Source organism: Pseudomonas sp. LAIL14HWK12:I1, from assembly GCF_003202095.1.
Classification (GTDB): Bacteria; Pseudomonadota; Gammaproteobacteria; order Pseudomonadales; family Pseudomonadaceae; genus Aquipseudomonas; species Aquipseudomonas monteilii.
Window position 1 is genome coordinate 194,781 of record NZ_QJKG01000003.1, and the last position, 13,563, is coordinate 208,343.

At 62.5% G+C, this 13,563-nt stretch carries 10 protein-coding genes; 4 read left to right on the top strand and 6 right to left on the bottom strand.

What is annotated here, in order from left to right:
- Positions 1–15 precede the first annotated feature (15 nt).
- A complete protein-coding gene (gene tssB, locus D906_RS10235; RefSeq protein WP_025753232.1) occupies positions 16–519 on the bottom strand; it encodes a type VI secretion system contractile sheath small subunit in 504 nt (167 codons plus the stop codon).
- 325 nt (positions 520–844) lie between these two features.
- Here tssB and vasI point away from each other — a divergent pair, with 325 nt between their 5' ends.
- Genes vasI through tssM form a run of 3 tightly spaced genes read left to right on the top strand, consistent with a single transcriptional unit; the run spans position 845 to position 6,569 of the window.
- Positions 845–1,495 carry a type VI secretion system-associated protein VasI gene (vasI, locus tag D906_RS10240; RefSeq protein ID WP_027609046.1) on the top strand — a complete coding sequence of 217 codons (651 nt, stop codon included), beginning with the start codon at positions 845–847 and terminating at the stop codon, positions 1,493–1,495.
- Positions 1,483–2,946, top strand: coding sequence for a type VI secretion system protein TssA (tssA, locus tag D906_RS10245; protein WP_027615146.1), 1,464 nt, complete (start codon positions 1,483–1,485; stop codon positions 2,944–2,946). The genes vasI and tssA overlap by 13 nt, the downstream gene beginning before the upstream one ends.
- Positions 2,943–6,569, top strand: coding sequence for a type VI secretion system membrane subunit TssM (gene tssM, locus D906_RS10250; RefSeq protein ID WP_027615147.1), 3,627 nt, complete (start codon positions 2,943–2,945; stop codon positions 6,567–6,569). The genes tssA and tssM overlap by 4 nt, the downstream gene beginning before the upstream one ends.
- An 18-nt stretch (positions 6,570–6,587) precedes the next feature.
- Here tssM and D906_RS10255 read toward each other — a convergent pair whose 3' ends face one another.
- Genes D906_RS10255 through D906_RS10270 form a run of 4 tightly spaced genes read right to left on the bottom strand, consistent with a single transcriptional unit; the run spans position 6,588 to position 11,162 of the window.
- Positions 6,588–8,270, bottom strand: a complete 1,683-nt coding sequence (locus D906_RS10255) for an FAD-dependent oxidoreductase (protein WP_027615148.1) — start codon at positions 8,268–8,270, stop codon at positions 6,588–6,590.
- A gap of 39 nt (positions 8,271–8,309) precedes the next feature.
- Positions 8,310–8,630, bottom strand: a complete 321-nt coding sequence (locus D906_RS10260; RefSeq protein ID WP_025753224.1) for an NIPSNAP family protein — start codon at positions 8,628–8,630, stop codon at positions 8,310–8,312.
- Positions 8,615–10,348, bottom strand: a complete 1,734-nt coding sequence (locus tag D906_RS10265) for an FAD-dependent oxidoreductase (RefSeq protein WP_027615149.1) — start codon at positions 10,346–10,348, stop codon at positions 8,615–8,617. The genes D906_RS10260 and D906_RS10265 overlap by 16 nt, the downstream gene beginning before the upstream one ends.
- 4 nt (positions 10,349–10,352) lie before the next feature.
- Positions 10,353–11,162, bottom strand: a complete 810-nt coding sequence (locus tag D906_RS10270; RefSeq protein WP_027615150.1) for a shikimate dehydrogenase — start codon at positions 11,160–11,162, stop codon at positions 10,353–10,355.
- 155 nt (positions 11,163–11,317) lie between these two features.
- Here D906_RS10270 and D906_RS10275 point away from each other — a divergent pair, with 155 nt between their 5' ends.
- Complete coding sequence (locus D906_RS10275; protein ID WP_019099334.1) at positions 11,318–12,088, top strand: IclR family transcriptional regulator; 771 nt, start codon at positions 11,318–11,320, stop codon at positions 12,086–12,088.
- Positions 12,089–12,200: 112 nt separating this feature from the next.
- Here the strand turns inward: D906_RS10275 and D906_RS10280 are convergent, their stop codons facing one another.
- Positions 12,201–13,445 carry an OprD family porin gene (locus D906_RS10280; protein ID WP_019099335.1) on the bottom strand — a complete coding sequence of 415 codons (1,245 nt, stop codon included), beginning with the start codon at positions 13,443–13,445 and terminating at the stop codon, positions 12,201–12,203.
- Between the last annotated feature and the right edge of the window lie 118 nt (positions 13,446–13,563).

Sequence of the window (13,563 nt, forward strand, 5' to 3'; positions counted from 1 at the left end):
GGACGCTCCATTGTCTCAGTCTTTTTCTGGCGCTTCAGGTACCAGGTCCAGTTCTTGTGCGAGCTGTTTACGGGCTTGCTCGTTGTTCAGCAGGTGTTGCAATTGCTTGCGGAAGGCCGGGACGTTGCCAAGCGGGCCTTTCAGGGCGACCAGCGCCTCGCGCAGTTCCAGCAGCTTGTTCAGCTCGGGTACCTGCCGCGCGATACGGTCCGGCCCGAAATCGTTGATGGACCTGAACTGCAGATGGACCGCCAGCTCGGCATCCGGGGCTGCACTGAGCACGGAAGGCACAGATACCGCCAGGCTCACGTTGGCGTCGTTCAACACGCTGTTGAACGTGTGTTTGTCGACTCGCATCACCTGGCGGTCCTCGAGCGCGCGGTCTTCGTCCAGGCCGAAGTCGCCCAGTACCAGCATTTTGTGGGGCAGCTCCACCTCAGCCTGCTCATCGCTCGTAGCGGGGACGTATTTGATATTGACGCGTTCTTTAGGCGCGACAGAACCCGTATTCCTAGACATTGGTACGTAACTCCCTGTTGGTTTGTAGGATGTTTAATTATGGGGCATGTTTAATGTGCTGTTTCTCTTGTAAGAAGTTTCTTACATATGTTTATCTGGCGGGGTGAGTTGCCTTGTTCCTATAAAACCATGCAGGGTGAAGTGCTCTTTGGTCGAGCGTGAAGATGTAAGTAAATATTTGTTTGTGTTCAGTCGTCGCTGTGTATTAGTCTCCGTCCGGTTTTGTTTTGGCTGGCTATTTTTTGGCGTGTGAGCCTATATGTGTTTATAGGAAAATGGGTGCGGTCATATAGGCGTTTGTACTGTTTTTGGAGAGTGAATCAGGATGATTAACCGTTCTGTATATGGCGCCGGTCTTTCGTTGCTGTTTTGTTTGCAGCCGGTACTGGCAGGCCCCACGCGGGACTGTTCACGGATTGTGTCGAACGTCGAGCGACTGGCCTGTTTCGACCAGGCTGCGAACACGCCGGCATTCACGGCAGAACGGCAGTGGTCTGCACCAGAGCAGCAGGCCCCGAGCGTGTTGCGCGTGATGGCGAATGAAGCAGCGCGGGCGCCAGATGACCTGACGTTTCACATCGGTAGCCGAACCGATGACGGTGCCGGCGTTTCAGCGCTCGTGATATCAGCGCCTGCCATCGCATCGGGTAACGAACCTGCTTACCTGGCAATCAGTTGCATCCAGGCCATCTCCCGGTTGCAACTGATTGCCAAACGCCCCATCGAGGCAAGCTGGGTCAAGGTACGGCTGACAGGGCAGGGCTGGTCTACCCGTGAAACGCCCTGGCAGGTCATGGAGAACGGGCAGGTAATCGATGCCGGCCGGGGCTTGCCAGCGATCGAGCAGATCAGGAAGCTGATTGGCGCTCATCGCATCGAAGTTGTGAGTGAGCACAGCGAGCTCGACGGGTTGATCTTCGATGCACAAGGGCTGAGCCCGTTGATCAGCCAGGCGCGAAACACATGCCGGTGGTAGCGCAGGTGTCAGGGGGCAAGCTCACGCGACTGCTGGCGCCGATCGATCCGGCAGTACCGGCTGGCCTGTTCGATGTCGAGGACGAAACCTACCAGGCGATCGACCAGGAGATGGTCAAGCTGGGCGGGCTGCAGGAGGCGATGATCGACTGGGTGTACATCGAAGAGGCGTCCTGTCAGTACCTGAGCCGGCAATGCAAGCACCTGCGAATCGTCGCGCACTTGAGTGCCGCCTGGTTACGCAGCCGCTGCTGGGAGCGTTGGGGAGATACCTTGGCGTTGCTGGCCGGCATGATCGAGTGCTATTGGGAACCCGCCCACCCCAAGCCAGGGCCGAAAGGCTTCCTGACCAAGCGCAGGCTGGTCGGGCTGGTGATCAACCGCTTGACCGAGGCGCTGCCGCGTCTCGACCGTTTCACTTATACCCCTGCCCATGCCGCAGCAGCGCAGGCGGCGTTGAAACACCTGCAACAACAGCACGCGGCACAGCTGGAGGCTGCTGTTCTCGACGGGCTGGAGCGCCTGCTGTGCAAACACACTGAACGTGTCAGCGGTGCCGGCGAGGCTGCCGTGCCCAAGGCGCCCGCTGTAAACGTGAAGCCTACGCCGCTGGCCGATGTCATCGCCGCGCCCATGCCGCGTGTGTCGATGGGCAGTGAACGTGAGACACGACGGGCCATACTGGCCATGGCCGAACTCATCAACCAGCAGGATCCTTACGACCCAACCGGCTACCAGTTACGGCGTTTCGGTTTGTGGGCACACATTCAGGCGGCGCCTCCGGCCAGGCAAGGCACCCGCACGGAATTGATGGCGGTGCCACTGGATATAACGCGGGTTTATGAAGAGGCCATTGCCAGCACAGCGATTGACCCGGCCTTGCTTCAGCGCATCGAAAAGAGCGTGGCGGCGTGCCCCTACTGGATTCGTGGCAGCTTTCTGGCTGCAACTGTCGCCACGCGGCTGGCGATGAGCGATGTGGCTGAGGCCATCCGTTGCGCGACCGCCCGGTTTGTACAGCGCATGCCGGCACTTCAGCAGCTGTGCTTCAGCGACGGATTGGTATTTGTCGATGACCAATGCCTGGCGTGGCTCAAGGGCGCGCAAGGGCCTTCTGGCCAAGCGGCCCCGCCTCACGCGTTTGGTGGCCTGCACGAGGAACTGGCCGGCCAGCTGGACAGCGGCGGCGTAGAGCCCGTGCTGCTGAGGCTGCAAGCACTGCAAGCGGACCTGGGTACCCCTCGGGACCGCTGCCATACCACCATGATCGCAGCCGACTTGCTGGCCGCACGGGGCGTGTCATGGCTGGCCCAGGACTTGTGCGCCGGCGTTGCCCGTACGATGCAGCAAACCACCGCCAGTGCGTGGGAGCCAGAGGTATTCCAGCGGCTTCAGCAGTACGCAGCCCCTCCAACGCTGGCTGATCAACACAAGGACCAGGAGCCTCGATGAATCATATATGGAAGCAATTCAAAGGTTGGGGCTTGCCGTGGGTAACGCGCATTGGCCTGGCGCTGCCGGTGTTACTTGGGTTGGCGGCAACGCTGCTGCTGGTCGCCATCTGGTGGCTCGGCCCGCAATGGACGTGGCGTGAGCAACAGCCACTGGCCAGTGTGGCGCACCGCAGCGTGGCAAGCCTGGTACTCATGCTCGTGCCGCTAATAGGCTGGCTGGTGGTGCTGCGTAGACGCTTTCGTCGATTGCAAGCGGAGCGCCGGCAGGCACAGGCTGCCGAACGGGATCGCGCGCTGCCGTTGGTGCAGGCGCAAGAGAAGGCGCTGAGCCAAGGGCTTGACCGGTATCTTGACAATGCCGGTGGGCCACGTGCCTTGTACCGGCTGCCCTGGTACCTGGTGATGGGTGATGAACAGGCCGGTAAAACCAGCTTCATCGACTGCACCGATCAGCGTTTTACCCTGACGCGTATCGATCAGGTCCAGGCACAAGGGCGGCAGACTGAAGCGCTGGCCTATCCGGTGGGCTGGTGGGTCAGCGACGATGCCGTGCTCATCGACCCACCCGGTGCGTTCATCCGTCAGCAGCCAGCGGCAGGCTCGACAGCCGACGCCCCCACCGAGCCGGAGCCCTCCTTCGTGCCGGGGGCCCAGGCCAGGTTGTGGGACCACCTGTTGGGCTGGCTACTGCGAAATCGCAGCCAGCGAGCGCTTAACGGCGTGGTGCTGGTCGTCGACTTGCCGGAACTGCTGCATGGCACGCCTGAGCAGCGCGTTGCGCTGGCCCACAGGTTGCGCACCCGCCTGTACGAAGTGAGCAGCCACCTGGGATCGCGCTTGCCGCTCTACGTGGTACTGAGCAAATTCGATTTGCTGGACGGCTTCGATCAGTTCTACGGCAAGCTTTCGGCCGCCAGGCGCGAAAACCTGTTGGGGTTTACCTTCAAACTGGATGCGGTTGACGCGTTCGACGTCTGGCTGGATGAGTATGACGAGCACTACGGTCGGTTTCTCGGCACGTTGCAGGAGCAGCTCATCGATCAACTGGATGTACTGGTGAAGGCTCCACCCTGTGGGCGCCTGTTTTCGCTGTATGGGCAGCTGGTCGGGTTGCGCCCCATACTGCTGGCATTTCTGCGCGAAACCCTGGTGAGTGACCGTTACTCCACGCCCGCCCTGGTACGCGGTGTGTATTGGTCGTCTGTGATGCAGCAAGGCGACATGCGCAATGCCTTTGTGCGTGAAGCCGCACAACCCTACAAGACGAAACTTCCGTTGCGTGAAGGCAAGGCACAAGGCAAGGCATTGGCCTTCTTCATTCAGCAAGCCTTCAGGCGGGTCATCTATCAGGAGGCCGGCCTGGCGGGCGACAACGTTCGGGTGGCGCGCAGCAAGCGTCAACTGCTGTGGGTCAGCTCGGGCGTGGGCATCCTTGCGTTCAGCATCGCCTTGGCGAGTTGGCAACGCTATTTCGATATCAATGGGTCCAAGGCCGCCAGCGTGCTCGCCAAAAGCCAGGAGTACAGCCATCACCAGGTCGATCAGCGCCTAGACCCGACCGGGCGCAACCTGTTGGCGCCACTGGACCAGATCCGCGATGCGGTGGCGGTGTTTGGCGACTATCGCGTGGCATGGCCAGGGGTTGCCGATCTTGGCCTTTATCAAGGGCGCAACATTGGCCCCACGGTTGACGAAGCGTACCTCAGCTTGTTGTCCAGGCGTTTTTTGCCGGCCTTGGCCAGCGGTGTGATCGATGCCATGAACGCAGCACCGCCGGGCAGCGAGCAACAAATGGCGGCGCTCAGGGTTTACCGGATGATCGAGGACCGCCACAGTCGCCGGCCTGAATGGGTGGAAGACTGGATGGCGCGCCAATGGCAAAAGGCGTTCCCTGGTCAGGGGCAGTTGCAGCGAGACCTCATGCACCATTTGGAATACGCCCTTGCCTACGCTGACACCGATTTGCCGCAGTACCGTGAGCGCGTCAGCGAAGTGCAGCAGGCATTGCGTAAATTGCCTCTACCACAGCGGGTTTATGAGGGGCTGAAGCAACAGGCTCACGAGCAATTGCACACCGGCCTGAACCTGCGTCACCAGGTAGGCCCTGCATTCGATGTCGTGTATCAGCCTTCGTTCGGGGCCAGGCAAGGGGAGGAGGATGTGCAACTGCCCCCCATGCTCACAGCCAAAGGCTTCAGGGAGTACTTTGAACCGCACAGCCAGCGGTTCGCTGAAATGGCGATGGTCGATCAGTGGGCGCTCGGGGAGCGCGCCCAGCTCGATTATTCGAGCGTTGATCGAGAGGCGCTGACCGAACGGCTGCACAACCTTTACAGCGCCGATTACGTCGACAGCTGGCGTCGCGCCTTGAACGCCTTCACCGTGGCAGACTTCCGTGATCTGAACCATGGTGTCACCGTTCTGGAGCAGTTGACTGGCCCGGCAGCACCGTTGCAGCGGCTGCTGTATACGGTCAGGGATAACACGTCGCTTGCGTCACCCACAGTTGTCGAGGCACCGGGCGAGGTGGGTTCGTTGCGGCCACAAACAGGCAACCCCGAGCAACAGCAAGCACAGGCCATCCAGCGGGCTTTTGCAGGCCTGGGCGCCATGTTGCTGGTGACAGGAGACAAACCGAGCTACTACGACGAAACCCTGGGTGCCGTATCGGCTGTGCTGGACTATGCCAAGGCCGTACAGGACAGCCCGGACCGCGGCAAGGCTGCGCTGCAAGCCGTGCATCAGCGCTTCTCGATGACCGGGCAGGACCCGATTGGCACCCTGCAACGTGTTGCCACAGGTTTGCCGGAACCGATCAACCACCAGGTCAGAAAGCTTGCCGACCATACAGCCAAAGTGCTGAACGTTGAAGCACTGCGCGAACTGGAGCGACGTTGGGATGCTGAGGTGTACAGCTTCTTCCAGCAACGTCTGGCAGGCCGCTACCCCTTTGTGGTGAGGGCACCTGATGCTTCACTGGATGACTTCGAAGCATTCTTTGGGCCCAAAGGGCGTTTGAAGCAGTTTGATGATCAGTATCTCAAGGTCTTCCTCAAGGACAACCTTGAGGCGTTGCAGTCTGGCCAGCACGGGCATTCCCTGATTCGCCCCGACGTGATCGAGCAGCTCGAGCTGGCCGAACGTATTCGCGAAACCTTCTTCGATCAGCGCGGCAAGTTGAGTGTGCAGTTCAGTGTCGAACCGTTGGGGCTCAGTGCGAATCAGCGTACCAGCCTGCTGGACCTGGATGGCCAGTTGATCTCCTACACCCATGGGCCTACCCAGATCACCGGTATCGTCTGGCCCAATACCATGGGGCAGCAGGTACGCAGCAACCTGACTTTACTCAGGCAGAACGGCAATAGCAGCAGCCTCGAATACCGTGGCCCATGGTCGATGTTCCGCTTGCTCAGCCGCGGCTCGCTCAATGGGCGAACGGCGACCAGCGTGGACCTGAGCTTCAGGACAGGCGACGGTGTAATGCGCTATCGGTTGAATGCTGAAAAGGCCTTCAACCCCATTACCCAGCAACCGTTCAAAGGTTTCCGCTTGCCACGCGGGTTAATGCAACAGCCAACCAAGGTTGCTCAAACCGGGCAACCGCATGAACAGCCTTTATGACGCCATGTCTCGCTGAGGTCATGCCGAGCCCAAGCCGCTCAACGCCCTACCGGCCAGATACCCAAAGGTCATCCCCGGACCAAGGGTAATGCCGCCGCTGGGGTAGTGCCCACCCATCACGCTGTGCATGTCGTTGCCCACCGCAAACAGCCCGGGTATCGGCTGCCCTGCGCGGTCCAGCACCCGGGCCGAGGCGTCGGTGCCCAGGCCGGCGAAGGTGCCCAGGCTGCCCGGCAGTAGCTTCACGGCGTGAAACGGCCCATGCAGCAAGGGCCGCAGCGACGGGTTGGGGGCTTGCAACGGTTCGCCCTGAGCCCGGTTGTAGGCCGATGCGCCACGCTGGAATACGGGGTCCTCACCTTGGGCTGCATGCCGGTTGAAGTCGTGCACCGTGCGCTGCAGCTGCGCGGCATCGATCCCGCAGCGCTGCGCCAGTTCCGCCAGGCTGGCGCTACTGTGCAAGTAGCCACGGCGTTGATAGAAGCGGGTTGAGAACGGAAAGGGCTTGGCCCAGCCAATGCCATAGCGGCGTTGTGCTGCGTGGTCGCAGATCAGCCAGGCTTCAGGTGTTTCGCCGTGCGGTGTTGCGGCGAACAGTGCGTTCATGAAGTCATGGTAGCAATCGGCTTCGTTTACGAAGCGTCGGCCATCGCGACGTACCGCGATGAAGCCAGGTTTGGCGCGGTCCATCAGGTGCGGGAAATGGCCGAAACTGCCATCGCCGCATGGCACCTTCGATACAGGCGCCCAGGCGCCAGCCTGGGCCAGTGCCGTACTGACCAGGCCACCGGCTTGTTCACCCAACCGCAGGCCGTCGCCGCTGTTTTCCCTGGGTGCAGCGGAGTAGTGCTGGTCACCCTGCGGCGCATGCGGCATCAGTTGCGCGATGCGCTGGCGATCATGCGGGAAGCCACCGCAGGCCAACACCACACCACGGCGTGCCTGGATGACCTGGCCGTCGGCAAACAGTGCGCCACTGACTCGGCCTTCGCCCAGCAGGTGGCAGGCCGGTTTGTCGGTCAGCAATGTCACATCAAGGTCGAGGGCGCTGCGTAGCAGGCGCGCCATCAGCGCATTGCCATTGACCAACTGCTGGCCGCGACGATGCAGCAGCAGGTCTCGCCCATGGCGCAGCAGGCGCTTGCTGACATGCAGCGCCGCCTTGGCCGAGCGCGTGGCGTTGAAGAAGGCGGCCATGTCTGTGCCACCGGCAATGCCCATGCCGGCCAGGCTGACGATGTCCAGCGGTGGGCGTAATGTGTGCAGCCAAGGCCCGAGCTGGCGCCCGTCGTAGGGCAGGGCACACAGTGAGCGCCCGCCGTGTGCACTGCCATCGCCTTCACGCATGTCGGGCATGCGGCTGCCGCTCTGGAACTGTACCGCCGTGTGCTGCTGGAAAAACGCCACCATTTCCGGGCCATGGCGCAGGAACGCACGTTGACGCGGGTCCAGTTCGTGGGTGTGGGTTTGCGCACGCAGGTAGCGCTCTGGGGCATCGTCGGCTTCGACGATGCCTTCGGCGATGGCCAGCGGGTTACGCGGTATCCACAACCAGCCCCCCGACCAGGCGCTGGTGCCGCCCAGCTGGCGGGCTTTTTCCGCAACGATCACATGCAGGCCGTGATGCGCGGCGGTTACGGCGGCAGCCAGGCCCGAAGCGCCGGAGCCAATGACGAGTACGTCACATTCGAGGGGGTGCATGAAGGGGTCCGCTCAGGCGTTGGTAGAGGGTGGCGCGCTTTACTGCAGCGGCGAAAAACCGGTGGGCCGCAGCAGCCGCGATTGCAGGCGCACAACGGCCCCGAGCTCGCGGTTAAGCCGCGAAAACGCTGCCCAGCGCGGGTCCGCTGCCATGGCTGTGCGCCGTGCGATGCGATCGTCGAGGCTGGCATAGCCCCAGATGTGCACCACCTGGTTGACGTCGCCGAACTCGCTGGTGAAAAAGCCGACCAGGTTACCCAGGTGTTCGCTTTGAACGTCCAGCGCATGGCTTTGGTACAGGGCTAGCCAGTCGGCCATTTTCAGTGGGTCGAGGGTGTAGGTTCTCAGTTCGTAGTACATGCCGGGGTCTCCGTGTGGGTGGCCGGCGCCTGCAGGCGCGCGGTGATGTGGTTGGCAGCGAGCCAGCCGAAGGTGAGGGCAGGGCCCAGGGTGATGCCGGGGCCGGGGTAGGTGCCCTTCATCAGTGAGTTCATGTCGTTGCCGACCGCATACAGCCCGGCAATTGGCTGGCCGCTACGGTCAAGCACGTTGGCGTCGGCGTTGGTCACCAGGCCACGGGCCGACCCGAGGTCGCCGGTGTGAATGCGGATGGCGTAGAACGGCCCGTTGCTCAACGGCGCCAGGCAGGGGTTGGGCGTGTGTTGCGGGTCGCCCATGTAGCGGTTGTAGCTGTTGCCGCCTTTGCCGAACGCACGGTCGATGCCATTGCGGGCATCCGTGTTGAACTGCTCGAGGGTTTGCGCGAACACTTTGGGCTCTACGCCAATGGCCTGGGCCAGGGCTTGCGGTGTCGCGGCCCGGTACAGGTAGCCGGCGTCGATCAACGCCTGGTTGTTCACAGGCTTCGGCCGCGCCAGGCCGAGCCCATAGCGGTTCATCGCCTCGGCATCGCACACCAGCCAGCAGCTGGCAATGCCGTTGGCGAACATGGTCTGCACGAAGTGGTGGTAGGAGTCGGACTCGTTGACGAAGCGCCGCCCGGTCGGGTCTACCGCAATCACGCCAGGCTTGGCGCGGTCGGTGACCAGGTGCGGGAAGCGCTCCCGCTGGCCACCGGGATGGCGCCGTTCGGAAACCGGCGCCCAGAAGAAGTTGGCCGCCAGGCCTTCGCCCTCGGCGGCCGACACCGCCTGACCAAGGCGCAGGGCGGCACCGTCGTTGAAGGGGGGCGACATGGTCAGGTGCGGCGCCTCTTGGGCGGGGCGGTAGCTGGCGGCCAGTGCGCCTGCAGCGAACCCGCCCATGGCGCACACCACACCGCCACGTGCCATTACCCGCTGACGCCGGCCCTCGTGCAGTACAACCACGCCGGTCACCACGCCTTGCTCGACAATCAGCTCTTCGGCTTCGCTGCGCAACCACAGTTGCGTGCCATGGGCGAAGGCACTGGTGGCCAGGCGGGCGATCAATGCGTTGCCGGTGGTAAGCCGAGTGCCACGCGGGTGCTTTAGGCGGTCCCGCGTGTAGCGCACTATCAGTTTCAGGCAATGCCACAGCGAGCCGGGCGAGCGGCGGATACTGAGAAAATGCTGGATATCCACGCGGTTGACCATCATGCCGCCGAACAGCAGCATGCCGGGCGGTGGCATCTGCAGGTCCTTGAAGCGCGGGCCAAGGTGCTTGCCGTCGTACTCGACCATTTCCAGTGCCCGGCCGAACTGCGTGGCGCCGGGTGCATCCGGGTAATAATCGGGTGAGTGCGGGCGTAAGGCATAGCGCAGTTCGGTGTGGCGCTCCAGCCAACGCAGTGCCTGGTGCCCATGCTCGATGAAGGCGTCGCCCAGCATGGGGTCGTAGCCATCACCGATGACGTGTTTGAGGTAGGTGCGCATGGCCTCGGGGGAGTCCTTGGCACCCGCGTCCCGGGCCTGATCGGTGCCGTACAGCCATACCGCACCGCCTGAAATCGCCGAGGTGCCGCCAAAGCGTTCGGCCTTTTCCACGACCAGCACCTTCAGCCCGCGGCAGGCCGCCGTGGCCGCCGCAGCCAAGCCGCCGGCGCCACTGCCCAGTACCACCAGGTCAACGCTGTGTTGTGTGTGTTCAAGGGTCGCCATGGCTTCAGATCTCCAGCGGCGTCACGCCCATGAAGGCGCCAAGGTGGCCGAGTTGGGCGTAGGCCATTTCCGGGCCCGTCTGGATCGGGCAGCCGACTTGCCGTGCGCGGTTCAGCAGTGGGGTGATTTCGGGCGAAGTGACCACGTCGGCCACCAAGGTGTCGGGTTGCAGGGTAGCCAGCAGGGCGGCGGGCAGTGGCAGCTCTGCGCTTGTGCCCATGCCGACCGGGGAGGCGTTGGCCACCAGGTCGAAGTCTTCCAGCCCACTGAACTGTGTGCTGACCGTAAGCCCGGGGAAGGCATTGCCGAGCAGTTCGCACACCGCCCCCATGCGCGTTGTGCTGGGGTCGCTGAGGGTAATGTTGGCAATGCCTGCCTCGCCCAGCGCATAGGCGATGGCACTGCCAACACCGCCGCAACCGATCACCAATGCCCGCTTGCCCGTCGCTTTGAAGCCATGTTTGCGCGCAGCGCCCAGGAAGCCGGCGCCGTCGACGTTGTCGCCCAGCAGGCGCCCGTCGCGCTCGCGGCGTATCACATTGACCGACCCCAGTGCCGCCGCACGTTCGCTCAGGCTATCCAGGCGGTTGGCCAGGGCCTGCTTGTACGGCACGGTGACCACGCAGCCGCGCAGGTTTTGCCAGCCGCGCAGGGTGCCGGCAAAGCTGTCCAGCGCCGCCTGGTGCAGGTCGATGGGCAGCATGGCGAGGTTGCAGTTTTTGTGGGTGAACCAGGTGTTGAAGTTTTCCGGGGACTTCACCTGGGCGATGGGCGAACCGACGATGGCGACCAGTTCAGTGGAACCACGAATCATGCTGACCTCCTTATTGGCGTTGTTATGACGGCAAGCGTGAAGCAGCGGGGTGCGGGCAACAATGCGCTAATCGGTGGTTTAGTGCGATAATCGCAATCATGTTCCGGTTATCGCGTTAATCGGCTGTTTTTTCTCCCCACTTGCGAGTTGAAGGCATGAACACCCCCGCCATTCATCCCCGTGACCTGATTGCCGGCTTGCAGAAAGGCCTGGCCCTGATGCAGCTGTTCAGCGCCGAGCAGCCACGCCTGAGCGTGCCGCAGGCAGCCAGGCTGTCTGGCCTTACGCCCAGCGCCACCCGGCGCTTTTTACTGACTTTGGTGCATGAGGGCTTTGCCGAAACCGACAGCCGCGAGTACTGGCTGACGCCCAAGGCGTTGCGCCTTGGCCAGGCGTATGTCGACTCGGCGCAACTGCCGCGCATGCTGCGGCCGATCGTCGAGCAGGTGGCGCGGCAGACCCAGGAGCATGTATCAGTGGGCACCCGCGATGGCGACGAGATCATCCACCTGGTGCGCAGCCGCTACAGCCATGTGGCGTCGTTGTCGATCAGGCCTGGTTCGCGGGTGCCGATGTATTGCACGGCGGGGGGACGGATATGGCTGGCTTGGCTGGATGAAAGCGAGCGGGATGACTACTTTGCACGCAACCCGCTGCGGGCACTGACGCCTTACACACAGACTGACCGTGGGCTGCTGGAGGCGGAGTTGCTGCGGGTGAAAACGCAGGGCTTCTGTATTGTCGACCAGGAATATGAGATGGGTATGCGTGTGTTGGGGGTACCGCTGCTGGATCGGGCCGGGCAGTTGAAAGCAACGCTCACCATCACGACCCATGCTTCGCGCCTGAGCGTGGATGAAATTCGGTTGCGGTATGTGCCGACACTGTATGAAGCGCAGGCGTTGTTGCAGCCAGTGATGGCTTGAGGCGGCATGGCTGGGGAATTGCGTAGCCATCTTCGCGGGCAAGCCCGCTCCCACAGGTATCGTGCAGAGTGCCGGGCTTGCGCAATCCCTTAGGAGCGGGCAGTACATACCCTTAGAAAATATTGAGCGGGTACTCGGTAATCACCCGCACTTCATCAATCTGGCCGCCACGCTCGGAGCTACGGTAGCTGGCCTGCCGCACCCGGAACGACAAGTCCTTGGCTACGCCGGCCTGCACCACATAGCGTACTTCAACGTCACGCTCCCAGGCCTTGCCATCCAGGTCGCCGCCGGTGCCGCTCTTGAAGTCGGTGCCTTTCACATAGCGGGTCATGAAGCTCAGCCCTGGTACGCCATAAGCGGCCATGTTCAGGTCGTATCGGGCCTGCCAGGACTTTTCGTTCTCGTAGTCGAAGTCCGAGTACTGCACCGAGTTGGCAAAGTTGTAGACCGCGTTGCCGTCTGGCCCGTACACGTAGTCGCCGGTGCCGGACACCTTCTGGTAGGCCAGGGTGAAGGCATGAGCGCCCAGCGTCCAGGTCCCCCCCAGGCTCCAGATGCGGTTGTCCAGGTCGCCACTGCGGGCCTGGCCGATGCTTTGCGTGTCGTAGGCGTTGAAGTCGAACTTAAGCGACTGGCCGGAACCCAGCGGCAACAGGTAGCGGGTGTTCACGTAGTACTTGCGAAAGTGCTCGGCAGTTTTGGCGTAGTACAGGCTGCTGGAGAGCCGCTCATTGAACGTGTACACCCCGCCCAGGTAGTCCACGGCGGTCATGCGCCCGCTGTCGCGGGATGACTGGTTGCGGTTGGTCAGGCCGGTGAAGTGCCCCGCGTCCAACTGCAGATTGCGGATTTCCTTGCTGGTGAGCGAGAAGCCGTCGACGGTTTCCGGCAGCAGGCGGCTGTCGGAGGTGGCCAGCACAGGCACTGCCATGACCTGCGTGCCGTATTTGAGCACGGTGTTGGACGCGCGCATTTTCAGCACTGCCCCGGCTTTGCTCATGTCTTGCTTGGCGCCATGGTTGTCCTGCTCCAGCAAGCCCGTACCGCCCCCCGTGCGGCCGTCACCCGTGTCGAGCCTGAAGGCGTACTGGCCGATCAGGTCGATGCCAAAGCCGACGGTGCCTTGGGTGAAGCCGGACTGAAAGGTACCGATAAAGCCCTGGGCCCATTCCTCGCCGTAGTTTTGCCGTGCGCCGCTGGCGCGGTTGTCACGCTGCATGTACATGTTGCGTGCCTTGACAGACAGCTTGCTGCCTTCGATGAAACCCGCCGATTCGGACTGCTCGCTGGCCTGCAGCAAGGGGCTGGCAGACGCCAGCAACAGGGCGGTGACGCCGAGTGTGTTGATGCTCATTTCATGCTCCGTTTGCTTGTTCTAGTTAGGTGGCAGCGTGATGCAAGGGGTGCCTGAGCCGTTTTGCAGGCGTGCAGAAGCCCTGTCCGCGCCTGTGCAGGGCAGAGCATTCTTACGT

What these genes read in the sequence shown, in the direction of transcription:
- vasI (WP_027609046.1), top strand. Translation starts at nt 845, where the DNA reads ATGATTAACCGTTCTGTATATGGCGCCGGTCTTTCGTTGCTGTTTTGT.
- D906_RS10275 (WP_019099334.1), top strand. Translation starts at nt 11,318, where the DNA reads ATGAACACCCCCGCCATTCATCCCCGTGACCTGATTGCCGGCTTGCAG.
- D906_RS10260 (WP_025753224.1), bottom strand. Translation starts at nt 8,630, where the DNA reads ATGTACTACGAACTGAGAACCTACACCCTCGACCCACTGAAAATGGCC.
- D906_RS10280 (WP_019099335.1), bottom strand. Translation starts at nt 13,445, where the DNA reads ATGAGCATCAACACACTCGGCGTCACCGCCCTGTTGCTGGCGTCTGCC.
- D906_RS10265 (WP_027615149.1), bottom strand. Translation starts at nt 10,348, where the DNA reads ATGGCGACCCTTGAACACACACAACACAGCGTTGACCTGGTGGTACTG.
- tssA (WP_027615146.1), top strand. Translation starts at nt 1,483, where the DNA reads ATGCCGGTGGTAGCGCAGGTGTCAGGGGGCAAGCTCACGCGACTGCTG.
- tssB (WP_025753232.1), bottom strand. Translation starts at nt 519, where the DNA reads ATGTCTAGGAATACGGGTTCTGTCGCGCCTAAAGAACGCGTCAATATC.
- tssM (WP_027615147.1), top strand. Translation starts at nt 2,943, where the DNA reads ATGAATCATATATGGAAGCAATTCAAAGGTTGGGGCTTGCCGTGGGTA.
- D906_RS10270 (WP_027615150.1), bottom strand. Translation starts at nt 11,162, where the DNA reads ATGATTCGTGGTTCCACTGAACTGGTCGCCATCGTCGGTTCGCCCATC.
- D906_RS10255 (WP_027615148.1), bottom strand. Translation starts at nt 8,270, where the DNA reads ATGCACCCCCTCGAATGTGACGTACTCGTCATTGGCTCCGGCGCTTCG.